Here is a 21953-nt window from a genome sequence, read left to right on the forward strand (position 1 = left end):
CCACTGACAGGGCCACCGGCAAAGCCGCCGTCAGAGCCGTCCCGCCTCCACAATTCGCTTCAGGAACCGCTGCGTTCGCTCCCTCTTCGGTGCCCCGAACACCTCCCCCGGAGTTCCCCGCTCCAGCACCACCCCCGCGTCCAGGAAGCACACCTGGTCCGCCACCTCGCGTGCGAATCCCATCTCGTGCGTGGCGAGCACCATGGTCATCCCCTCCCCCTTCAGATCCCGCACCACGCTCAGCACCTCCCCCACCAGCTCCGGGTCCAGCGCCGCGGTGATCTCGTCCAGCAGCAGCAACCTCGGCCGCACCGCCAACGCCCGGACGATCGCCGCGCGTTGCTGCTGGCCACCGCTCAGCCGGTCGGGATACGAGGAAGCTTTGTCACCGAGCCCCAGCCGCTCCAGCAACTCCCTCGCCTGCTCCTCGGCCTCCTCCTTCCCCGTACCGTGCACCCGGCGCGGAGCCAGCGTCACGTTGTCCAGCACGGACATGTGCGGGAAGAGGTTGTACGCCTGGAATACCACCCCGATCCGGCGCCGTACCGCATCCGGATCGACCCGGGGGTCGGTGATCTCCTCCCCGTCCAGGAAGATCGCGCCGTCGTCGATCTCCTCCAGCAGGTTCACGCACCGCAGCAGCGTGGACTTGCCGGAGCCGGACGCTCCGATCAGTGCCGTCACCGTGTGCGGGGCGACCTCCAGGTCCACGTCGCGCAGGACAACGGAGTCCTTGCCGTACGTCTTGCGGACGGATTCCAGCCGCAGTACCGGAGCCTCACTCATACAGTTCCCCCTTGCGCGCGCTGCCGGTCCATCCGTGCCGTCACCCAGTCCGTGAAGCGGGTCATCGGGATCGTCAGGGCGACGAAGACCAGGCCCGCCACGATGTACGGCGTGTAGTTGAAGTCGCGGCTGGCGATGATCTGGGCCGCGTAGACCGCGTCGACCGCACCGGCGATCGAGACGAGCCCGGTGTCCTTCTGGAGGGACACCAGGTCGTTCAGCAGCGGTGGCACGACCCTGCGCACCGCCTGCGGCAGCACCACGTACCGCAGGGTCTTCCGGTTGGAGAGACCGAGCGACCTCGCAGCCGCCCGCTGGGACGGGTGGACGGATTCGATGCCCGCCCGGAACACCTCCGCCACGTACGCCGAGTACGTCAGGGTCAGCGCCACCCCGCCCAGGATCACCGGATCCGTCGTCACCCCCGTCAGCCGCAGGGCCGGCACGCCGAACACCACGATCAGCAGGTTGATGATCAGCGGCAGGCCGCGGAAGAAGTCCGTGTACGCCGTCACGAGCGCCCGCAGCGGGAAGAACGCCGGGCCGCGCAGGGTCCGGGCGATGGCGAGCAGCATCCCCAGCACCAGCACCGAGGCCCCGCACACCACCAGCAACCGGAGGTTGAGCCAGAGGCCTTCCATGACCTCCGGGAACGCCTTGGCGGCGAAGGCCGGGTCGAAGAAGGTCTCGCGGGTGCGCTGCCAGCCCGGGGAGTTGACGATGACGACGTACAGGACCACCGCGGTGATCAGGGTGCTGAGCGCGGCGATGGCGGTGGCGCGGCGGGTGCGGCCGCGCTTGTGGCGTTCGCGTGCGAGACGGCGGGCGGAGGGGACGTAGCCGTCCCCCTTGGTCACCGCCTCTTCGGCCACCGTCACTTCAGCACCGGTGCGTCCACCGCGTCCGCCAGCCACTGCTTCTCCAGCTTGGCCAGCGTCCCGTCCTTGCGCAGGGCGTCGACGGCGCCGGTCACGCACGGGGTGAGGGCGCTCCCCTTGTCGAGTACGGCGCCGAACTGTTCTGCCTTGCCGAGGGTGTCCGCGAACTGGCCGATCACGGCGGCCTCGGGAACCTCGGCGCCGGTGATGTAGAAGGCGGTGGGGAGATCGACGACGATGCCGTCCACCTGGCCGTTCTTCAACGCCGCCTTGGCGAAGTCGTTCTTCTGGTAGACGGCCGGCTTCTCGGTCGGCCTGATGACCTCGTTGATCACGTCGAGGCTGGTGGTGCCGACCTGGGCTCCGAGCTTGACGTCCTTCAGGTCGGCGACCGACTTGGCCCTGGCCGCCTTGGAGTTCTTCAGGGCGACGACGGTCTGGCGCACGTCGTAGTAGCCGGACGAGAAGTCGACGGCCTTCTTGCGCTGGTCACTGATGGAGATCTGGTTGAGGTCGAGGTCGAACTTCTTCTCACCGGGCGCGAAGGCGTTGTTGAACGCGACCGTCTGCCAGACGACGTCCTCCTTCTTGAAGCCGAGCTTCGCGGCGACGGCGTAGGCCACGGCCGACTCGTAGCCCTGGCCGCTCGAAGGCTTGTCGTCCTTGAACCAGGGGGCGTACGCGGGCTTGTCGGTGCCCACCGTCAGCTTGCCCTTGGTCTCGGTGGCCAGCTTGCCCTGCTCGCACGAGCCGCTCGGGGCGCCGGGCGACTTGGCCGCCCCCGGCTCCGGCTGCGGCGCGCATCCGGCCGCGAACACCACGGCGGTGACGGTGGCGAGAGCGGCGACACCCCGTCCGAAGGGGCGGACAGCACGACGTACGGGGGCGGCGAAAGCGCTGGCAGGAGACATGGCGCGAGAGTGGCAGTGAGCGGCCGCTCTTGTCCACGCCGAATAGGTGTTCGTCCGCATCCTGGAATGTGTTGCGGGACGGTGAAATTTCGCCCGTCCGGGGTCGCTCGGTTCGGATCTCCTGTAACTCCGGCCCCTTTACGCCCAGTTGGGGCCGGTCGTACGCTCCGGCCCATGCGACTCAAGAGATCCTCGCTCACAGGCAAGAGATCCGCGCTCCTCGCGGTGGCCGGCGCACTCCTCGCCACCGTCCTCGCCCCGCCGGTCGCGGCGGCACCCACCGAAAGCGCCGCCGCGACAGTCGTTCCCATCCAGACGACGGGCCCCACCGACAAGCGCTTCAATCTGGTCATTCTCGGTGACGGGTATACGGCCGCCGAGATACCCGAGTTCCGCGCCGATGTCGAGAAGCACATGAATGTGCTGTGGAGCATCGAGCCGTTCGCCTCCTACCGCTCGTACATCAATGTGTGGGCGGTCGAGATGCCGTCGCCCGAGTCGGGCGTCGACTGCGACCCCGGCCTGACCGACGCCCGCCGCGACACCCCGCTGGACATGGCGTTCTGGGGCGGCTGCAACGCGAACAGTGTGCAGCGGCTGCTGACCGTCGACACCGGGAAGGCGAGCGCCGCCGCCGACCTCGTCGCCGGCACCAGGAGCGCCAACCGGCAGATCGTGGCCCTCGCCAACAGCGACACCTACGGCGGTGCGGGCGGCTCCTGGGCCACCGCCTCCGGCGGCAACGCCCTGTCCTCCCTGATCACCCCGCACGAGATAGGCCACTCCCTCGGCGGTCTCGCCGACGAGTACGACTACTACGGGCGCGGCGTCCCCGGCGGTATCCACACCGGCGGCGAGCCGAACTCCGTCCACCACACCCTCCTCACCGAGGAGGAGATGCGGAACAAGCAGCAGAAGTGGTGGCGCTGGCTGGGCGAGGAGAGCCTGTCCGGCGGGCGCATCGGCCGCCACGAGGGCGGCATGTACGCGACCAAGGGGGTGTGGCGGCCGAGCAAGCACTCGATGATGAAGACCCTGGGGTACGACTTCGACCAGGTCGAGCGCGAGGTGATGACCCAGGCCATCTCGCGCAAGGTCGACCTGGTCCAGGACCACACCCCAAACACGGCACCCCTGAGCACCTCCGGCAACGCCTGGGTGGACACCCTGCATCCGGTGGGCGGCGCGCTCGACGTGGTCTGGCGACTGGACGGGAGGACCGTTCCGGCGACGTACGGAAGCAGGAGCCTCGATCTGCGGCGGCTGAGGGCCGGGAAGGGCGCGCACACCCTGACCGCGACGGTCACCGATCCGACGCCGTTCGTACGGGACCCGAAGGTGCGGGCGTCGGCGGCGCTGACCCGCACGGTGAGCTGGACCGTCGACCGTGACGCGGCGGCGCGGCATACGGACGGCACAGCGGAGTTCACCTCCCACACGGCCACCGGGAAACCGGTGGGCGCCAAGTCCGTCGTGTACGCCGAGACCTCGCACCCCTCCTCCACCGGCCCCTCCCCCGCCGTCCGCTGGACCCTGAACGGCTGGCCCCTCGCCACCAGCCTCGGCAACGACCGCGACCTGGATCTCGCGAAGCTGCCACTGCCGGGCGGGCGTACGCACACCCTCAAGGCCCGGATCGCGGGCACCGGCAAGTCGCTGACCTGGACCGTCGATGCAACGGCGGCCACCGGGGCGTACGAGCTGTCGAAGCCGGTCCGGACGGTCAGGCGGCCGGGGAAACCCGTGGAGTACGTCTACGACGGGCCGTTCACGATGAAGCTGAGCGCCAGGGACGACCAGCAGGGTTCGGTGGTCTCGCAGTTCCGGGTGAACGGGGACGGCTGGTACACCTACTACGGCTGGCCGACCGACGCGGACAAGCCGTGGCTGTTCACCCCGTCGGGGACGAACGTCGACGATCTCGTCTACGGGAAGCTGGGGACGCCGCGGGTGGTGCCGTGGGACGACGCGACACCCGAGTACCGGACCCACACGGTGGAGTACCGGACCATCGACGCGGCGGGGAATACCGGTCCCGCGAAGAAGTTCCTGGTGACGCTGACGCCTCCTCAGGGATAGCCGCAGCCCTCGGGGACAGCAGCAAGCCCCTCGTTTTGTGCATGACTGACGATCTTCCATAAGATCCGGCGATGATCACACGGAAACGACTGGCGGCCGGGGCGTGCGGCGCACTGCTCGCCGCTCTGGCCGCCGGGCTGCTCCCGTCGCCGGCCCTGGCCGACGACGGGCCCGGCGAGGGCGCGCCCAAGGAGTCCCCCAAGGTCGAGCTGGTCCTCGACGTCAGCGGTTCGATGCGGGCCAGGGACATCGACGGGCAGTCCCGGATGGCCGCCGCGAAGCAGGCGTTCAACGAGGTACTGGACGCGACCCCCGAAGAAGTCAGCCTCGGCATACGGACGCTGGGGGCCACCTACGCGGGCAACGACAAGAAACTCGGCTGCGAGGACACCCGGCAGCTCTACCCGGTCGGCAAGCTCGACCGGACCGAGGCCAAGACCGCGGTGGCCACCCTCGCCCCCACCGGGTTCACCCCGGTGGGGCCCGCGCTGCTCGGTGCGGCGAAGGACCTTGAGGGCGGAAACGCCACCCGCCGGATCGTGCTGATCACGGACGGCGAGGACACCTGCGGGCCGCTCGACCCGTGCGTGGTGGCCCGCGAGATCGCCGCCAAGGGCACCCATCTGGTGATCGACACCCTGGGCCTGGTCCCGAACGCGAAGATCCGCCAGCAGCTGACCTGTATCGCCGAGGCGACGGGCGGCACCTACACGGCCGTCCAGCACAAGGACCAGCTCTCCAAGCGGGTCAGACAGCTGGTGGACCGCGCCGCCGACCCGGTGGTGAACCCCGTCGCCACCAAGGGCGGCGCGTCCTGCGTGGACGCCCCCAAGCTGACCGCCGGCCTCTACACGGACAGGGAGAGGTTCGGCGAACACCGTTGGTACCAGGTCGAGGTGAAGCCGGGTCAGGAGCTGCGCACCTCGGTGAGCATCGGTTCGGACCGCGCCGTCAACAACGACTACGGCGTACTGCTGCGGGCGTCCACGCGGAGCGGACGGGAGATCGTGCGCGGTCAGGAGTCCGGCGACGGGCGCACCGATGTGATCTCGTCGGGGCTGCGCTACCCGAAGGCCGAGGTCGACTCCAAGGACGGGCAGGACGCCGCGGCGGAGACGGTGTGTCTCCAGGTGAGCAGTTCCTTCTCGGCGCCGCCCGGGGTGAAGACCGAGCCGGGGATGCCCCTCGAATTGTCGATCGACCTGGTGGACTCACCGAAGCAGGCGTCCGACGTGGCGTCCTTCGGGCTCGGGCACGGGTGGTGGCTGCTGGGTGTGATGGTGCCGGCCGGTCTCCTCGCGGGTCTGGTCCTCGGTTGGGTCTCGCGCTGGCGCGTTGCGGTCTGGAGGACCAACTGATGCGTACGACTCATGTGTTGACGGGTGCGCTGCTCGCGGCCACCACTGTTCTCGGTACGGCGTCGGGAGCGGTCGCCGACACGTCCCCGTCGCCCTCCCCGAGCGCCGGCGCCGACGCGGCCCCGACGGAGGCCGGGACGAGCTTCCGTACCGCCACCGCCGTGAAGCCCGGTCAGCTCGCCACGGCGGGTGCTTCGACCGGCGACTACCTGTACTGGGTGTTCCCGGCGGACGCCGGTCAGGACGCGACGGTGACGGCCAAGGTCGCACTGCCCGAGTCCGCACAGCGGCACGGCGCGCAGACCTGGCGGCTCGATGTGTACGACGGGCTGCGCCGCCGCCAGGCGTGCACCTACGGCTCGTCGGCCGCCACCGCCGCCAAGGAGGTCGCGGAGGTGGCGCTGACCTGCCACCTCCGTACGGTACGGAGCTGGGCCGAGCAGTCGTCCAACGACCCGCTGCCGGGCTCCTACTACGTACGCCTCACGGTGACCTCGCTCGCGGACGACGACCTGGGCCTGCCGGTGCGGGCCGAGATGCGGGCTGCCGTGGTGAACGCGGGCGGCGCCAAGGCGGTCGGCGGGGCGCTGACCGCGCCGCTGGTGCCGGGTGCGACCACGCCGGAGACGGAGGACGCGCAGAATCCGCCGAAGCAGGCGTCGGCCGCTGCCGCGCCCGAGGACGGCTGGGCGTCGGGGAACTGGTCGAGCCGGTGGCTCTGGACGGCCGGGGGTGCGGTGCTCGCCGCGCTGGCGGGCGTGGCCGGTTACCGGATGACGCGTGGGTCGGGCCGGCCCCCGCACGTACCTCGGTGAAGGTGCGGGTGCGGGTGCGGGTGAAGGCGGGACCGGCGGGGGTCTGAGACCTTCTGCTCGTACATCTCGCACATCTCGTACATGGGGGGGAGCAGCGGCCCGGAGTGCCGGGCCGCCGCTCCCCGGCGTTTCCTAGGTGACCTTGAGCGCCGCCTTGGCGGTGGCCTCCGCGCTCGTACCCACATAGATGTCGAAGTCACCTGGCTCGATGACGAACCTGCCGTCCTCGGAGTTGGTCCAGTAGCCGAGGTCGTCGGCGCCGAGTTGGAACCGTACGGTCGTGGACCTGCCCGCGGCCAGGGTCACCCGGCGGAAGCCGCGCAGCTTGCGCACCGGCTGGACGATGGCGGCGAACCTGTCGTGGACGTACAGCTGGACCACCTCGTCGCCCTCGCGGTCACCGGTGTTGGTGAGGGTCACCGCGACCTCGACGGTGTCGCCACCGCGCAGGGCACGCGCGGAGACCGAGCCCCGGCTCAGCTTCGGGGCGCCGGACTCGAAGGTGGTGTAGCTGAGGCCGTGGCCGAAGGCGAACTCGGGTCCGTGCGGAAGGTCCAGGTACTTGGAGGTGTACTTGTTGTCCGCGTTGTACGGACGGCCGGTCGACTCGTGGTTGTAGTAGATCGGGATCTGGCCGGCGGTACGGGGGAAGGTCACCGGGAGCTTGCCGCCCGGGTTGACCTTGCCGAGGAGGATGTCGGCCACCGCGTTCCCGGTCTCGGTGCCGCCGTGCCAGGCCTCCAGTACGGCGGGTGCGGCGGCCAGCCAGTCGCCCATGGTGAGCGGGCGGCCGTTGACCAGGACGACCACGAAGGGCTTGCCGGTCGCGGCGACGGCGGCGATCAGTTCCTCCTGGCCGCCGGGGAGGCTGATGTCGGCGCGGACGGCGGCCTCTCCGCTGAGCGCGGAGGCCTCACCGACCACCACCACGGTGACATCGGCGCCCTTCGCTGCTCCGACGGCGGCGGGGATCTTACTGGTGTCCTTGCCGTCGGCGTCGACTCCGAGCGCGTACGTCACCCTGGCGTCCGGCAGTGCGGCCTTCACGCCGGCCAGGACGGTGACTGCGGGCGCCTCCTTCGCGGCGAACGGGAACGCCCACGCACCGAGCAGGTCCGGGGAGTCGCCGAACGGGCCGACGACCGCGACGGACTTGGTGGTGGGGGCGAGCGGGAGTGCCTTCTTCTCGTTCTTCAGCAGCACCATGGAGCGGGCGGCGGTGTCGCGGGCGGCCTTGCGGGCGGCCGGCGTCGGCTCCTGGATGACCGCCTTCTCGTCGACGTACGGGTTCTCGAACAGGCCGAGTTCGTACTTGACGCGCAGGATGCGGCGGACCGCGTCGTCCAGGCGCTTCTCGGAGATCTTGCCGCCGCGCAGCAGCTTCTTGCCGTTGACGGCGAGGTGGGTGCTGGTCATCTCCATGTCGACGCCGGAGTTGAGGCCGAGGCGGGCGGCTTCCGAGCCGTCGGCGGCGAAACCGTGCGGGATGAGCTCCTGGACGCCGGTCCAGTCGGAGACGACGAAGCCGTCGAAGTCCCACTCGTCCTTGAGGATCTCGGTGAGGGTGTGCGCATTGCCGTGCGCCGGGACGCCGTTGATGGTGTTGAAGGACGCCATCACGGTGACACAGCCCGCGTCGATGGCCGCCTTGAACGGCGGCAGGTAGTAGTTGCGCAGCTGCGACTCGGAGGCGATCACGGTGTTGTAGTCGCGGCCTCCCTCCGCGCCGCCGTAGGCGACGAAGTGCTTGGCGCAGGCGGCGATGCGGTCCTTGGCCTTGAGATCGCGGCCGTGGCCTGCGCCCTTTCCGGTGCCCTGGTAGGCGATGACCTTGGCGGCGGCAAGGGCGGAGGTGAGGTACGGGTCCTCGCCGTTGCCCTCGGCGATGCGGCCCCAGCGGGGCTCGTGGGTGACGTCCATCATCGGGGCGAAGGTCCAGTGGATGCCGTTGGAGCGGGCTTCCAGGGCGGAGACCTCGGCGTCGGTGGCGGCGACCTGCGGGTCGAAGGAGGCGGCCTGCGCGAGCGGGATGGGGAACGTGGTCCACATGCCGTGGATGATGTCGAAGCCGTACAGCAGCGGGATGCCGAGGCGGGTCTCCTCGACGGCGATCTTCTGCAGGGCGTTGTTGGACTTGCCGCCGTAGATGGAGAGCACGGAGCCGAGCCTGCCCTCGCGGGCCGCCTTGGTGGCTTCCTCGGTACCGCCACCGCCCGGTCCGGTGTCCCAGGACCAGGGCAGCTGCTGGAGCTGGCCGAGCTTCTCGTCGACGGTCATCTTGCGGAGCAGGGCGGAAATCTCCCGCTCGTAGCGTCCCTGGGCAGCGCCGGGCCCGGGGGCGGCTGCGGCGGCTGCCGCTGTCGCACCGGTGCCGGCCTCCGCCGCCTGTGCGGTGCCTGCCCCCGCTCCCGTCACCGCGCCCGCTGCCACCGTTCCGCCGGCCGCTGCCAGGACGCTGCGCCGTCTCACACCACTCATGCGTTCACCCTTTGAAGAAGTTCTGCGCCGAAGTACTCGCGGACCGTCAAGTGTTGAGTGGAAGTTAGGTGGTTGTTACAGGTGGGTCAAGAGTTACGACAGTGAGTCGTACGCGCTTTTACGTCGGGCGGTCACGGCGGAACCCACGGCTCCCTTTACCGCGCAGCCCCTTGAGGCGCCCCGACCGCCGCTCTAACCTTCTCGTGCGCAGCCTTCTCGTGCGCGGGGATCGCGACGGCAGAGAGAGGCACCGACATGACCGGGGCACTGTCCGAGGACGAGATACGCGCGGCGGTTCAGCGGAAGCTCGGTCCGGGAACCCTGCTCGGCGAGCCACGGATTGTGGAGATGCACCGCAGCCGGTGCAAGGTGGTCCGGCTGATCGAGACCCGTACGTCCAAGGAGTTCCGGGAGAACGGTGAACCGCCGAAGCGGTTGGACACCTGGGAGAAGTACGACGATCTGCACGCCGTACCACTGCCCCCTCCCCACGGCGTGACAGGTGAGCCCCGCAGAAAACTGCTGCTTCGCGGAAGTGTGCACAACACCCCGTGCGGTTGTGACGACGGCCTGGTGGACTGTCCGGACTGCACGAACGGCCAAGCTGTGTGCGCCAAGGACCACCCGTGCAAGAAGTGCGACGACACCACGGACGCCTGCGTCAGGTGCGGGGGCATCAGGGCCGGCCGGAACTGGGCCCCGCCCCAGCCCGCGCCCGACGCCCGCCAGGACGCTCAACGGGTCAGGTGCAGGCGCTGCCACGCACCCCGGGCAGCCTGTACGGGCTGCGCGGGAATGGGGCGGACCGAGTGCACGAAGTGCCACGGGTCAGGCACCCGGCGGTGCGAGTCCTGCAACGCCAAGGGCACCGCCAAGTGCGGGAAGTGCAAAGGGAAGGGCAGCAATTCCGTCTGGACGGAGGGCTGGATCACCCGTGTCCCCACGGACCAGCCGCCCGAGGAACTGCCGCACGCACACCCGCCGGGCACCCGTCGGCAGATCGTGAACGACGGCAAGTGGTCCTTCGTGGTGCTGCGCAATGCCGACGAGCCCTTCCCCGACATGCTGGACGAGAGCCACCGCAGCGCACTGGACCGGTTCCGGCTCCCGCGCAAGCCCACCAAGGAGGAGGCGGAGCTGAACCGGGAAGTACGGTTCGAGCAGCTTCCGGTGTACCGCGCCACCTTCGTCCAGAAGCCGAACCGGGAGTACTACGTCTTCCCCGCCCACGACGGGGTGCGCGCCGTGTCGGCCGTGGCCCCGCACATGCGCAGACTGCTCTCCTGGTCCGCCTTCGTCTCGGCGATGCTGGTGATCGCCGCCCTGGTGCTGATCCTGCGGTAGCCGCCCCGCCCGGGGCGGCCACCACCAGCGGCACGTACCTTCACCAGCGCCACATACCTCCACAGCACCACGTACCGGATCCTCAGGCCTTGCGGGCCACGCCCACCCACCCCGGGATCGGGTCGTCGCCGCTGACCGGGACCGGCTCGCCCAGTTCCGGGCGCCACTCGGCGGCCAGGGAGACGCCGGGCTCGACGAGTTCGTAGCCCTCGAAGAAGCGGGCGACCTCTTCGCGGGTGCGGGGCTGGAGGGTGAGGCCGCGTGCCTTGTACATGGCGGCGGCCTTGTCGGCGCCCTCCGGGTCGAAGTCGCGGGCGACGTGCGACAGGACGAGGTAGCTGCCGCTCGCCAGTCGGTCCATGAGGCGGTGGACGATGTCGTACGCCCCGTCCTCGTCGCCGACGAAGTGCAGCAGCGCTACCAGCGAGAGTGCGATCGGCTGGTCGAAGTCGAGGATCTTCCCGGCGTGTTCGAGGATTTCGTCGGGGCGGCGGGCGTCCGCCTGGATGTACTCGGTGACGCCCTCGGGGGTGCTGCGCAGCAGGGCTTCGGCGTGTGCGAGGACGATGGGGTCGTAGTCGCAGTAGACGATGCGCGCGTCGGAGGCGACGCCCTGGGCGATCTGGTGGAGGTTGGGCTCGGTGGGGATGCCGGTGCCGATGTCCAGGAACTGGCGCATGCCGTTCTCCGCGAGCCAGCGGGTGGCGCGGTGCATCACGGCGCGGTTGACTCGGGCCATGTCGCGGCCCCGGGAGTCCAGCTTGAGGAGTTCCCTGGCCATGGCCTCGTCGACCGGGTAGTTGTCCTTGCCGCCGAGGAACCAGTCGTACATCCGGGCAGGGTGCGGCTTGCTGGTGTCGATCACGACGGATGCGGAGCTGCCGGTGGTGCGGTCCTGCCCGGTCATGGGTGTCTCCAGGGGCTCAAGGGGGCTAACGGTAGGGAGAGTTGAGGCGCGGTCAAGCGAAGATTAGCCATCTGTGGTCCCGGGGTCACGAGTGGGATCGGATGCAGGTGACACCGGGTGCGGTCAGGGGCGTCGGGTGGGACATCGGGAGAGGCGTCAGGTGGGTCATCGGGTGTGGCATCAGGTGCATCAGGCGCATCAGGTGAGGAGGAAGTCGGCCTTGCCCGACTTCGCTCCCTGGATGAAGGCGGCGATCTCGCCGGGGGTGTAGATGAGGGCGGGCCCGTCGGGGTCGGCGGACTGGCGGACGGCGATGCGGCCGTCGGCGAGCTTCATGGTCTCGACGCAGTTGCCGCCGTTGCCACCGCTCCAGGGCTTGGACCAGCCTTCGGTGGGGAGGTCACCGGCGGGCATGCCGTTGTAGATGCGGTGGCCCTGGCGGGGGTCGACGCGCCGTTCGCTGCGACGGTCACCGGCACGGTCGACCCGGTGGTCGGTGCGGGGTATCCGGGACATGCGGCTTCAGAGCTCCTTGCGGAAATCCGCGAGGATCTCCTTGGTGCGTGGTGCGGTGGCGGCCTGCGCCGCCATGCGGTCCATGACTTCGAGGTGTGTGGACACTTCGAGGCGCGCGTCGAGATAGACCGCGCCGGTCAGGTACTCGCTGTAGACCATGTCGGGCAGTTCGGGCACGGCGAACCTGAAGAGAACGAAGGGTCCGTACGTCCCCGGGTGCGGTCCGGCGGCGAATTCCGCCAGCTGGAGCGTCACATTGGGGAGCTCGACCACTTCGAGGAGGCGGTCGAGCTGGGCACGCATCACGTCCGGGCCGCCGGCCTGGCGGCGCAGCGCGGTCTCGTCCATGATCGCCCAGAGGGTCGGTGCGTCGGGGCCGGTGAGCAGTGCCTGGCGCTGCATCCGCAGGGCGACATGCCGCTCCACGTCCTCGGGGCGGGTCTGGCCGATGGCCCCGGTGCGCATCACGGCGCGGGCGTAGTCCTCGGTCTGGAGAAGTCCGGGCACGAAGTGCGGGTCGTACGACCTGACCTGGGAGGCGGCGCCCTCCAGGCTGACGTACATGCTGAACCAGTCGGGCAGGATCGAGTGGAAGCGCTGCCACCAGCCGGGCCGGTTGGCCTCCTGGGTCAGCTCGACGAACGCCTCGCAGTCCTCCTCACTACTGCCGTACGCCTGCAGCAGCAGCTGTACATAGGGGATCTTGAGGGTGACCTCGGCGGTCTCCATCCTGCGGACGGTGGCCGGGGCGACGTGCAGCACCTTGGCGGCCTGGTCACGGCTGAGCCCCGCGCGTTCCCGCAGGTCCTGGAGCCGCTTGCCGAGCACCACCTGGCCGACGGTCGGGGCGGACCTCGGTTCACTCATGAATAACCTCCCCGTAACTCACCGTCACCGATTGCCGGTTGTTCTCACGTGCTGTTGCGATGCAGTGTGCCACGGCTTCCTGATCTCCGAAACGACACTCTGAAAAGTGCAGAGTGCCTCTTGCCAAGTGACGTGAGCAGAGGGAGAGTTGTTACGTGAACTGGTTCACGCGGCTGTAGCGCTCCACCCCGGGGGAGGCGGCGCGCTACAGCCGCTCCCCCATGGTGAGGATGCGGTCGTGGTACCTGGCTCCACGTTCTTTCCCCAGGTCATGGGCCCGCTTCAGGGGGCCCGTGTCCGGAGGTTCGGATTTGCGCTGCCCGCATGCCCGGAGTCCGTTGCGCGCGCCCGGCATCTGACGACGGATCGGCTGGCGTACTGGGGCCTGTTCGGAGACGTCGGCGACACGGCGGCACTCGTGGTGTCGGAGCTGGTCACCAATGCGGTGATCCACACCGGCAGCGAGCGGGTGCGCTGCGAACTCACCGACGGTGACGGCCGGTTGAGAATATCCGTGCAGGACGAGGGCATAGGGGACGGCGGCCCCCGGCTGCGCCGCACCGCCGCGAACGCCGGGGAGCACGGGCGCGGCCTGTACCTGGTCGACGCGATGTGCGACACCTGGGGCTCGCAGGAGTACGGTCCCGATTCCGGACGTACGGTGTGGGCCGAACTCACCCACTGCGGTACGCGATGACCCATCGCCTCGCCGACCGACTGACCCGGATGCGCCGCACCGGGGCCGGAGGTCCCTCCCGACTGCCACTGCCACCCGGCCAGGACCACACCCCGCTCGGCTGCGACGCGGTGGGAGTGCCCGCGCAGCACGGCCCACGGGTACTGGCACATCTGTCACGCCCCGGCTGCGTGTTCGCCGACGCGGACCACTGGTGGTGGATCGTCCCCGCGGGCTCCGACCTAGGACTGATCTGGCCCGACCCGGTGCGGTACGCGGCAGGCGCCTACGTCTCCGCAGCCCGGCCTCGACTGGTACACACCCCGGAGGGCCCTGCCCCCTATACGCCGCCGATTCCGCTGTATCTGATGGTGTGCCGGCTGACCGGTACGCCACCGGTGTGGTCGGGCGGCCTGCCGGCTTCCTGCTGACGGCGTTTGCCGCCCTCCGTCGGGGGCCGTGCGACGAGTACGCCTCAGGAGAGCCGACCGGAGCCGGGCAGTGGCCGGCGAGAGGGCCGGCCGCTGCCCGGCTCCGGTCGGGTGCGGGATTCGCTCAGGCGCGGGGCTTGGGCACCTGGGTGATGGAGCGGCCCGCCCATGAGGGGGCGTCCTCGGTCAGGGAGGTCAGTCGTTCGCGGATGGTGTCCGGGAACGGGGTGGCCCGGCCGGCCGCCCGGTCGACGTGCAGGGCGAGGAGTTCGGTGGTGGCCACCGGCTCGGCCTCGGTCGGGAGGGTGGCGGGGGACGGGTCCTCGATGCCCTGGGCGCTCTCGGTGCCTTCGACGCCCTGGAGGGGGTGTGCGTCGGCCACCACGAACAGTTCGTGGGCGAAGCGGACCTTCTTGGCGTCGGCGCCGAGCACCCGCGTGCGGACGGCGAGCCTGGCGCCCTCGGGGACGTCGTCCAGGTACCGGATGTGCGCCTCCACCGTGTAGAGGGAGCAGCCGGTTGATTCGCGGTAGCCCGCGTGCAGCCCGGTCTCGATCATCATGGCGTCGGTGGCGTACCCGAAGACGAGGACGTAGAAGGCCTCGCTCATGTGGCCGTTGTAGTCGATCCACTCGGGCCGGACCGTGTGGTGGACCAGCGGGAGGCAGTCGACGACGCCGTCGAGTTCGGTGGTGTCCGTCACGTCGGCCACGGCCGCGGCCCGGATCTCTGCCGGGACTTCCGCCTGGGCGTCCACCTGGACCTCTGCCCGGTCGGGAACGGTGTGCGCGTGGGTGTGAGAGTGTGCGTCGTTCACTTGCGCTCCCCCTCGGTGCTCTGCTGCCGGAGGCGGCCTGTGGCCCGCAGTACGTCGATGACGCCCTGGTCGCGTTCGGCGACGAGGTCGGCGATGGTGCGGCCGTCCGCCGCTTCGTCGCATCCCGCGACCACGTCGTCGTACAGCTTCTTGTCCAGTTCGGGGGCTTCGAGGCGGGTCCACGGGGACTTCAGGGACGGGCCGAAGTGGTCGAGCATATGGGCCATGCCGCCCTCGCCGCCCGCGAGCGCGAAGGTGAGCATCGGGCCCATGAACGCCCAGCGCAGGCCGGGTCCCTCGGTGATCGAGTCGTCGATCTCGCGGACGGTCGCCTCACCGTTGGCGACCATGTGCAGGGCCTCGCGCCACAGGGCTTCCTGGAGCCGGTTGGCGATGAAGCCGGGGACCTCGCGGTTCATGGTGATGACGGACTTGCCCGCGACCTCGTAGAAGCGCGACGCCCAGGTGACGGCGGACTGGGTGGTCCGCTCGCCGCCAACGACCTCGACCAGCGGGATCAGGTACGGCGGGTTGAACGGGTGGCCGACGACCAGGCGGCCCGGGTCGGCGGCCTCGGTCTGCATGTCGGTCATCGGATACCCGGAGGTGGAGGACGCGATGACGACTCCGGCGGGCGCCGCGGCATCCAGCCTGGCCAGCAGGCCGCGCTTCAGCTCCAGCTTCTCCGGCGCGCTCTCCTGCACGAACTGGGCGTCCGCGACGGCCTCTTCGAGAGTGGCGGTCACGGTCAACCGGTCCGGCGACGCGCCGTCGGCGAGTCCCAGTTGTACGAGTGCGGGCCAGGCGGCGCCGACCAGGCGGCGCAGCTTCTGCTCGGCGTCGGGGGCCGGGTCCCAGGCGGTGACGTCATAGCCACGGGCCAGGTAGTGGGCGACCCAGCCGCCGCCGATGACACCGGCGCCGACACAGGCGACTCGGCGTACGTCCTCGGGGGTGCAGGGGGCAGCCGACAGGGGGGCGGTCGCCGGTATGGGGGTGGTCATGGTGGGGGGAACTCCTCGCGGAAATGGGGGGGGTGGGCACGCGCTCCGAGCGAGTGTCAGACGCGCGGCTTGAGGCCGAGCTTGGCGCGGGCCTCGTCCGGGGTGGCGACGCGCGAGCCGAGTGACTCGGTGAGGGTGACGGCGCGCTCCACGAGCTGGGCGTTGGTGACCTTGTTGCCCTTGCCGAGGTAGAGGTTGTCCTCCAGGCCGACGCGGACGTGTCCACCGAGCAGGATGGACTGGGCGGCCCACGGCATCTGCATCCGGCCGAGCGCGAAGCTGGCGAACTGGGCGTTCTCCGGGAGCATGTTGACCATGGCCTGGAGGACACCGGGGTCGGCCGGGGCGCCCCACGGGATGCCCATGCACAGCTGGAAGACGGTCGGGTCGTCGAGCAGGCCCTCCGCGAGGAGCTGCTTGGCGAACCACAACTGCCCGGTGTCGAAGATCTCCAGCTCGGGCCGCACACCCAGCTCCTGGATGCGCTTGGCGCCGGCGCGCAGCATCTGAGGGGTGGAGATGTAGAGGTTGTCGCCGAAGTTCAGCGACCCGCAGTCCAGCGTGCAGATGTCGGGGAGCAGCTCCTCGACGTGCGGCAGCCGGTCCAGGCCGCCGACCAGGTCGGTGCCGGGCAGCGGGAAGTCCTTGAGCGGCTGCTCCGGGTCGATCACCAGGTCGCCGCCCATGCCGGCGGTCAGGTTGATGACGACATCGGTGCCGGTCTCCTTGATCCGCTCGACCACCTCGCGGTAGAGGCGCGGGTCGCGGGACGGGTCGCCGGTCTCGGGGTCGCGTACGTGGATGTGCACCACGGCGGCGCCTGCCTCGGCCGCCTCGACGGCCGACGTGGCTATCTGCTCGGGCGTGACGGGCACGTGCGGGCTCTTGCGGACGGTGTCACCGGCGCCGGTGAGGGCGCAGGTGATGATGACGTCCTGGTTCACGGACATACGGTTCTCCTTGCGAGGTGGGTGAACTGACGGTTAATCAGGCGTTTTGGGTGAGAGTGGCGTCGACATACGCGAGGAGTGCTTCGTGCATGTCCTCGGCGCTGGTGCCGCCGGCCGGTCCCCTCTCGGCGGGTGTGGAGGCGAGCACCTGGCTGGCGAGGCCGTCGATCAGCGCGGTGAGCCGCAGCGCCGCCGCCTGGGGGTCGGTGCCGGCTCTGAACGCGCCCTGGGCGACCCCGCGCCGTACGACATCGGCGACGGTGTCGCGCCACTGCCGGTAGTACTCGACGTGCAAGCGCCCCACGGCGGTTGAGCGGGCCGCCTCCGCCCACAGGTCCAGCCAGACGTGCCACTGGCGGCGTTGCCGCTCGCTGTAGGGAATCTGGAGCTCGATCAGCTGACGCAGTTCGTCGGCGGCGTCCCGCTCCTGTGCGGTGTGTGCGGCCCGGCGGGCGGTGTCCTCGTCCATGCACCAGCGGACGGCCGCTTCGAGGAGGTCGTCGCGGCCGGGGAAGTGGTAGTGGATGGCGGCGGTGCTGGTGGCGCAGGCCTCGGCGATATCGGCGACCCGTACGGCGTGGAAGCCGCGCGCCGCGATCAGCCGTACCGTCTCGCGGACGATCTGCAGGGGGCGCCCACCCTCGGCGGCGACGGCCGCAGCCGCGTTCCGGGGACGTCGTGGGGCTGCGGCCGGCGGGGTACGGGACCCCAGCAGCCACCCCGCGTCGACGCCGCCGAGGTCGGCGATCCGGGCCAGTTCCGCCGCGGTGAAGCGACGGGTGCCGCCGAGCGAGCGGGACAGCTTGGAGGGGTCCATCACGGCCCGGCGGGCGAACTCGCGCTGGCTGACCCCGGCCGCCGCGATGACCTCGCGGACCCGGGCGGCGACGCCGGCCGGGGGCCCGGCCTCCGGTCCCGGCTTCGACCCGGCCTCCCGCGCGGACGCCGGCTCGGCGTGCGGTCCGCCCTTCGGTTCGGCCACTGGGCCTGCCGCTGGCTCGGCCCCTGGGAGCGCTGCTTCTCGCTGCATGGTCCGCCACCGTACCCGCGCATTGAGCAAATCACAACGCACACGCCGCACACCCTCGGTATTGTGCCCTGACTGTCCCATCAGTCAGGGCACAACACCCGCCCCGGACACCCCACACCTCCCCTCCGCGTTCTGTTGCCGCTTCCCTAACAGAATGTTTCCCCCCGCCAACAACTCACCACGTACCAGGCCGGGTTGACCTCACCCCCCTAGGCTGAACCGGCGCGCGCCCCGCTCAGGGAGGAACCGTCCGATGACCGCCCCGCTCCACTCCCCCGTCGCCCCCCTCGGCGCCCTCGACGGCGACCGCTATCTCGCGAGCCTCGACGACGGCCGCAGCGTGTGGCTCGACGGCGAGGAGATCAAGAACGTGGCCGAGCACCCGGCCTTCGCCGCGCCCGTCGCCGAGCTGGCCCGACTGCTCGACCTCCAGCACGACCCCGCCCACCGCGACCTGCTCACCGTCGAGGACCCGGTGTCCGGGCTGCGGATCGGACGGGGCTATCAACCACCGCGTACCGCACGGGAGTTGCGGTCGGCGCGGGACAGCGCCGAGGTGTGGATGGCCGAGTCGTGGGGGCAGCACGGCCGCTCCCCCGCCCTCATGTCGTCCGTCGCCGTCGGTCTGCTCGACTTCCGGCACCGCCTGGAGCTCAGCAGGCCCGGCTGCGGCGAGCATGCGGCGGCCTACCACCGCTTCGCCGCCGAGCGGGACCTGTTGCTCACCCATGCCCGCGACGACCCGCAGACCGACCGGGCCGCCGGCCCGCTGGACAACCCGGACCAGGCGCTGCGGGTGCTGCACGAGGACAGCGAGGGCATCGTCGTACGCGGGGCGAAGCGGCTGACGGCACTGGCGCCGTTCGCCCACGAGGTCCTCGTCTATCCGTCGGCACCCCTGCTGCAACGCGGCGCCGAGGAGTTCGTGATGTGGTGCGCCCTGCCGCTGAACACCCCGGGGCTGCGGGTCTTCTGCCGCGAGCCGTTCGGCGCACCCGGGTACGGCACGGGGCGCCCGTTCGCCGGGCGGTACGACGAGCAGGACGCGGTCCTCTTCTTCGACGACGTGGAGGTCCCCTGGGAGCGGGTGTTCCTGCTCGGCGACGGCGCGCTGGCCCGCGAAGGGCTGGAGCGGATCAACGCCTGGAGCCGGTACCTCGGGCAGGTCCGCTTCCGGGAACGGCTGCGCACCCTGCTGGGCGTCGGCACCCTGCTGGCCGAGTCCGTGGGCGTGGCCGGCTTTCGTGACGTGCAGGAAGAACTGGGTGAACTCGCGGGCCACATACAGCTGCTGGACCACTTCCTGGACGCCGGGGAGGCCACCGCGCACCGCACCGACAGCGGACTCCTGGCCCCGGGCCCGACCCCGGCGGCCTCCGTATGGGCCTCCTCGGTGGCCGGCCGGGCCGTCTCCGCCGTCCGGAACATCGGCAGGTCCGGACTCCTGATCCAGCCCACCGAGAACGATCTGCGCACCCCGGAACTGCGCCCGCTGCTCGACCGCTACCTGCACGGCTGGGAGCTGGACGCGGACCGCAGGTCACGGCTGTTCGCGCTGGCCAGGGACCTGACGGCGGACGCCTTCGGACAGCGTCAGGAGCTGTACGAGGAGGTGCACCACGGCGATCCGGCGCTCCAGCGGATCGAGCTGCTGCGCGGGCACGACCAGTCGGCGGTGCTGGAGCGGCTCACGGATCTGATCGCCGAACCGGTGCCCTCGGGGCCACCTCGCTGATGCACCCATGAGCCTGCCGGGACAATGGATCTCCCCACATTCCCCCCAGCCGCCGCGCACCCGCCCCCGGGCACTCCTTGACGCAGCCTTCACAGTGACCCCTTGTGCCGTCCCGGCGATTCGGCGATCGTCCTGATCATGACTGAGACGACCACGTCCACAGCGACGACCGGCCGCAAGCCGCTCCGACAACTGCTCGCGGCCTCCGTGGGCAATGCCGTGGAGTGGTACGACTGGTTCTCCTACACGGGCACGCAGGCAGCATACGCTCACGCCCCGGACCAGTAACTTCCCAGGTCAGAGCATATTCCCGCGTGATGCCCCAACTGCAAGCGTCGCAAGGTTTGACCAGCTCTGACAGTCTCGATGCTGACCCGCTGCTGACTTTCCTGACGGGTAGTCAGGTCCTGCCGTCACCCGCACGAGGAACGGTTCCCTGACCGCTCGCGGAAGGGAGGCCGGCGGCAATGTTCTGCAGCTGCTCGGCCAGATGAGGTTGGTCGTAACGCAGAACAATCTGGGCCAGGCTTCGGACCAAGTCAACGCGCTGGTCAACTGCAAGGTCGCTCACGAAGGCCTGAAGGAGATGCGACACCTGAACCCAGGCGTTGTCCGCAGCGTGGGCGGTGATTTGACGGGTGAGCTCTTCGAGCGACTCAAGGGTTCCCGTGGTCGTGTCGGGGCGCTGGGTGAGCCAGTAGGCCAGGGCCAGAGTCGGTGTGGTGACCAGCTGTTCATGGAGGTCCCGTGCTGCCTGGAGTCGTTGACGCTGGGCCTGTTCATGCAGGGCTTCGTCGTGCCGGCGCTGTTGCAACGCACTGACCGCGACGCGGTCTTGGTCAGCCGCGGTCAGCCGAATGTCCGCCCATAACACCCGGAGGGGAACGCCCTCGAGGTCACTGGCGGAACCCAGCACTGAGCTGAGGTGAGCCTGTGCGGCGTGGACGTCGATCAGGGCGTACCGACAGGTGATCGCGCGAGCGGTGGTCAGGACATAGTGGAGGGCTGCCTCACCCGGGTTGTTGTGCCGCTGGGCACTGGGCGTTTCCTCCCAGCACCCTTGTATCTCGGCGTCGAACCTGTAGCCCGGAGTTTCGCTCGGCAGTGAGCCTCCGGTGCCTTCAAGACGGCCGCTGCGCCGGTCTGGCCAACCAGTCGGGTCAGTTCTGCGGCGCATGGGGCTTGAGCGGCGTGGCAGGGTCTTGCTCCTGTAGGGCGGTGAGTAGGCGGTCACGCAGGTGCACGGCTTCCCCGACCTGGTTTGCGGGCGGGGGCGTGGGGGCCCAGCTGAACAAGAGCTTCTGCATGGCGACATGACGGCCGCCGCTGTAATACGCGTCGTGGTCGGCGTGTACTGCCTCGCGGAAGATCTGCTCGATGTCGTCTCTGAGGTCGGGCTGTTCCAGAGCGGTCTGCATCCAATACGCAAAGGCCGTGGCCACGCTCTGCGGAGGCTCGCCTGCAGTGGGCAGGGCATTGCGCCACATGCCGATCAGCCATGCGCGATCGCGGTCCGTGTCGGTCAGGAGGGCGGGGCCACTGGAACTCCCGCGCTGAGCGAGGTGGGCGAAAGTGTTCTGTGCCGCCGTGCCCTGAGGGCTGCGCGGATCTGTGGTCCATTGCTTGAGCTGAATTCGGATCGCTGGGCGCTGGCTTACCTGATCCCACAGGGTGTTCAGAGCCTGACCGATCGCTTCAGTAACGGCACCGCCACGCTGTTGACTGCCGTCCACCGTGAGCGTTGCCAGTTCAGCGAGACGGCCGAGCATGCTGGTGGGGTGTACGTCGATCAGGCGGCGACAGGCCCGGATGAGCACGATGGTGAAGGTGTCGCTGAGGGTGCCAGCTTCGCCTCTCGCCCATCTGCGGTAGGCGCTCCTGACAAGGTCTCCGGCATGGTCATCGAGGGCTGCCAGAACAAGCATGTCGCAGGCAGCCTGCTCTTGGTTCGTAGACCACTGGTCAGCGAGTTCCTTCAACAGCCGCGTGGTGCGGTGCCGGGCGGTGTAGCGAACGGTCCAGTGGATGACGCGCCGTGCGAGGAGGCTGGCAGCCTCAGTGTCCTCCAAGGCGCTGACCTGAGCGGCGGTCCAGGTGGTGAATTGCTTGAGCAGGTGTGGACGATCATCGAGGAAGTAGTCAACGACAGCTTCCGCCTGATGGTGGTACCGGAAGCGAATCGTGCCGTCCGACAGAAGGTCGGCGTCCGCGGCGTCGGTGAGCGCGATGACGCCAAGACCTTTCTGGCCAGGACGCGGGCTAGGGTCTTCCTCGAACTTAGAAGTCATCTCATTTGGCGAGTCTGCGGTAGCAGATGAGAGTGCAGGCGATGCTGGTGAAGGCGAGGAAGTGGTCGGCCTTGCGTTCGTAG

At 69.8% G+C, this 21953-nt stretch carries 21 protein-coding genes; 8 read left to right on the top strand and 13 right to left on the bottom strand.

The window, feature by feature from the left end:
* Positions 1–30: 30 nt before the first annotated feature.
* Genes ACIA73_RS20845 through ACIA73_RS20855 form a run of 3 tightly spaced genes read right to left on the bottom strand, consistent with a single transcriptional unit; the run spans position 31 to position 2575 of the window.
* Positions 31–786: an amino acid ABC transporter ATP-binding protein gene (locus tag ACIA73_RS20845; RefSeq protein WP_399440093.1), complete on the bottom strand. Its 756-nt coding sequence runs from the start codon at positions 784–786 to the stop codon at positions 31–33.
* A complete protein-coding gene (locus ACIA73_RS20850; protein ID WP_399440134.1) occupies positions 783–1658 on the bottom strand; it encodes an amino acid ABC transporter permease in 876 nt (291 codons plus the stop codon). Before ACIA73_RS20850 ends, ACIA73_RS20845 begins: the two co-directional genes overlap by 4 nt.
* A 2-nt stretch (positions 1659–1660) precedes the next feature.
* The gene (locus ACIA73_RS20855; protein WP_399440094.1) at positions 1661–2575 is read right to left on the bottom strand and encodes an ABC transporter substrate-binding protein; all 915 of its coding nucleotides are present in this window, start codon (positions 2573–2575) and stop codon (positions 1661–1663) included.
* A gap of 174 nt (positions 2576–2749) precedes the next feature.
* On the opposite strand from ACIA73_RS20855, the gene ACIA73_RS20860 reads away from it, so the two are divergent.
* The 3 genes from ACIA73_RS20860 to ACIA73_RS20870 all read left to right on the top strand — a co-directional run bounded on the left by ACIA73_RS20860 (position 2750) and on the right by ACIA73_RS20870 (position 6827).
* Positions 2750–4654: a M64 family metallopeptidase gene (locus ACIA73_RS20860; protein WP_399440095.1), complete on the top strand. Its 1905-nt coding sequence runs from the start codon at positions 2750–2752 to the stop codon at positions 4652–4654.
* 71 nt (positions 4655–4725) lie between these two features.
* The gene (locus tag ACIA73_RS20865) at positions 4726–6012 is read left to right on the top strand and encodes a VWA domain-containing protein (RefSeq protein ID WP_399440097.1); all 1287 of its coding nucleotides are present in this window, start codon (positions 4726–4728) and stop codon (positions 6010–6012) included.
* The gene (locus tag ACIA73_RS20870; protein WP_399440098.1) at positions 6012–6827 is read left to right on the top strand and encodes a hypothetical protein; all 816 of its coding nucleotides are present in this window, start codon (positions 6012–6014) and stop codon (positions 6825–6827) included. The genes ACIA73_RS20865 and ACIA73_RS20870 overlap by 1 nt, the downstream gene beginning before the upstream one ends.
* Before the next feature lie 132 nt (positions 6828–6959).
* Here the strand turns inward: ACIA73_RS20870 and bglX are convergent, their stop codons facing one another.
* A complete protein-coding gene (gene bglX, locus ACIA73_RS20875) occupies positions 6960–9305 on the bottom strand; it encodes a beta-glucosidase BglX (RefSeq protein WP_399440099.1) in 2346 nt (781 codons plus the stop codon).
* A 255-nt stretch (positions 9306–9560) separates the two neighbouring features.
* Here bglX and ACIA73_RS20880 point away from each other — a divergent pair, with 255 nt between their 5' ends.
* A complete protein-coding gene (locus ACIA73_RS20880; RefSeq protein WP_399440100.1) occupies positions 9561–10649 on the top strand; it encodes a hypothetical protein in 1089 nt (362 codons plus the stop codon).
* Positions 10650–10731: 82 nt separating this feature from the next.
* Here the strand turns inward: ACIA73_RS20880 and ACIA73_RS20885 are convergent, their stop codons facing one another.
* The 3 genes from ACIA73_RS20885 to ACIA73_RS20895 form a co-directional block, all read right to left on the bottom strand.
* Positions 10732–11556 (bottom strand): SAM-dependent methyltransferase, encoded by an 825-nt coding sequence (locus tag ACIA73_RS20885; RefSeq protein ID WP_399440101.1) that lies wholly within the window; start codon positions 11554–11556, stop codon positions 10732–10734.
* Between the two features lie 198 nt (positions 11557–11754).
* Positions 11755–11970 carry a DUF397 domain-containing protein gene (locus ACIA73_RS20890; protein ID WP_399440135.1) on the bottom strand — a complete coding sequence of 72 codons (216 nt, stop codon included), beginning with the start codon at positions 11968–11970 and terminating at the stop codon, positions 11755–11757.
* Positions 11971–12078: 108 nt separating this feature from the next.
* Entirely contained in the window at positions 12079–12939 is an 861-nt protein-coding gene (locus ACIA73_RS20895) for a helix-turn-helix domain-containing protein (RefSeq protein WP_399440102.1), read from the bottom strand.
* Positions 12940–13177: 238 nt separating this feature from the next.
* On the opposite strand from ACIA73_RS20895, the gene ACIA73_RS20900 reads away from it, so the two are divergent.
* Positions 13178–13636, top strand: a complete 459-nt coding sequence (locus tag ACIA73_RS20900; RefSeq protein ID WP_399440103.1) for an ATP-binding protein — start codon at positions 13178–13180, stop codon at positions 13634–13636.
* Positions 13633–14046, top strand: a complete 414-nt coding sequence (locus tag ACIA73_RS20905; RefSeq protein ID WP_399440104.1) for a hypothetical protein — start codon at positions 13633–13635, stop codon at positions 14044–14046. Before ACIA73_RS20900 ends, ACIA73_RS20905 begins: the two co-directional genes overlap by 4 nt.
* A gap of 124 nt (positions 14047–14170) precedes the next feature.
* On the opposite strand, the gene ACIA73_RS20910 is transcribed toward ACIA73_RS20905, so the two are convergent.
* The 4 genes from ACIA73_RS20910 to ACIA73_RS20925 form a co-directional block, all read right to left on the bottom strand.
* Complete coding sequence (locus ACIA73_RS20910) at positions 14171–14758, bottom strand: thioesterase family protein (protein WP_399440136.1); 588 nt, start codon at positions 14756–14758, stop codon at positions 14171–14173.
* Positions 14759–14859: 101 nt separating this feature from the next.
* Positions 14860–15867, bottom strand: a complete 1008-nt coding sequence (locus ACIA73_RS20915) for a 3-hydroxyacyl-CoA dehydrogenase NAD-binding domain-containing protein (protein ID WP_399440105.1) — start codon at positions 15865–15867, stop codon at positions 14860–14862.
* Positions 15868–15923: 56 nt separating this feature from the next.
* Positions 15924–16817 (bottom strand): 3-keto-5-aminohexanoate cleavage protein, encoded by an 894-nt coding sequence (locus ACIA73_RS20920; protein ID WP_399440106.1) that lies wholly within the window; start codon positions 16815–16817, stop codon positions 15924–15926.
* A gap of 37 nt (positions 16818–16854) precedes the next feature.
* Positions 16855–17799: a TetR family transcriptional regulator C-terminal domain-containing protein gene (locus ACIA73_RS20925; RefSeq protein ID WP_399440107.1), complete on the bottom strand. Its 945-nt coding sequence runs from the start codon at positions 17797–17799 to the stop codon at positions 16855–16857.
* 301 nt (positions 17800–18100) lie between these two features.
* Here ACIA73_RS20925 and ACIA73_RS20930 point away from each other — a divergent pair, with 301 nt between their 5' ends.
* Positions 18101–19582, top strand: a complete 1482-nt coding sequence (locus ACIA73_RS20930; protein ID WP_399440108.1) for a 4-hydroxyphenylacetate 3-hydroxylase N-terminal domain-containing protein — start codon at positions 18101–18103, stop codon at positions 19580–19582.
* Between the two features lie 138 nt (positions 19583–19720).
* Positions 19721–19870 (top strand): hypothetical protein, encoded by a 150-nt coding sequence (locus ACIA73_RS20935; protein ID WP_399440137.1) that lies wholly within the window; start codon positions 19721–19723, stop codon positions 19868–19870.
* Between the two features lie 112 nt (positions 19871–19982).
* Here ACIA73_RS20935 and ACIA73_RS20940 read toward each other — a convergent pair whose 3' ends face one another.
* Both ACIA73_RS20940 and ACIA73_RS20945 read right to left on the bottom strand, forming a co-directional pair.
* A complete protein-coding gene (locus tag ACIA73_RS20940) occupies positions 19983–20759 on the bottom strand; it encodes a hypothetical protein (protein WP_399440109.1) in 777 nt (258 codons plus the stop codon).
* Complete coding sequence (locus ACIA73_RS20945) at positions 20743–21870, bottom strand: hypothetical protein (RefSeq protein ID WP_399440110.1); 1128 nt, start codon at positions 21868–21870, stop codon at positions 20743–20745. The genes ACIA73_RS20940 and ACIA73_RS20945 overlap by 17 nt, the downstream gene beginning before the upstream one ends.
* Positions 21871–21953 lie beyond the last annotated feature (83 nt).

The sequence above is a fragment of the Streptomyces sp. NPDC051561 genome (assembly GCF_044454195.1).
Taxonomy (GTDB): domain Bacteria; phylum Actinomycetota; class Actinomycetes; order Streptomycetales; family Streptomycetaceae; genus Streptomyces.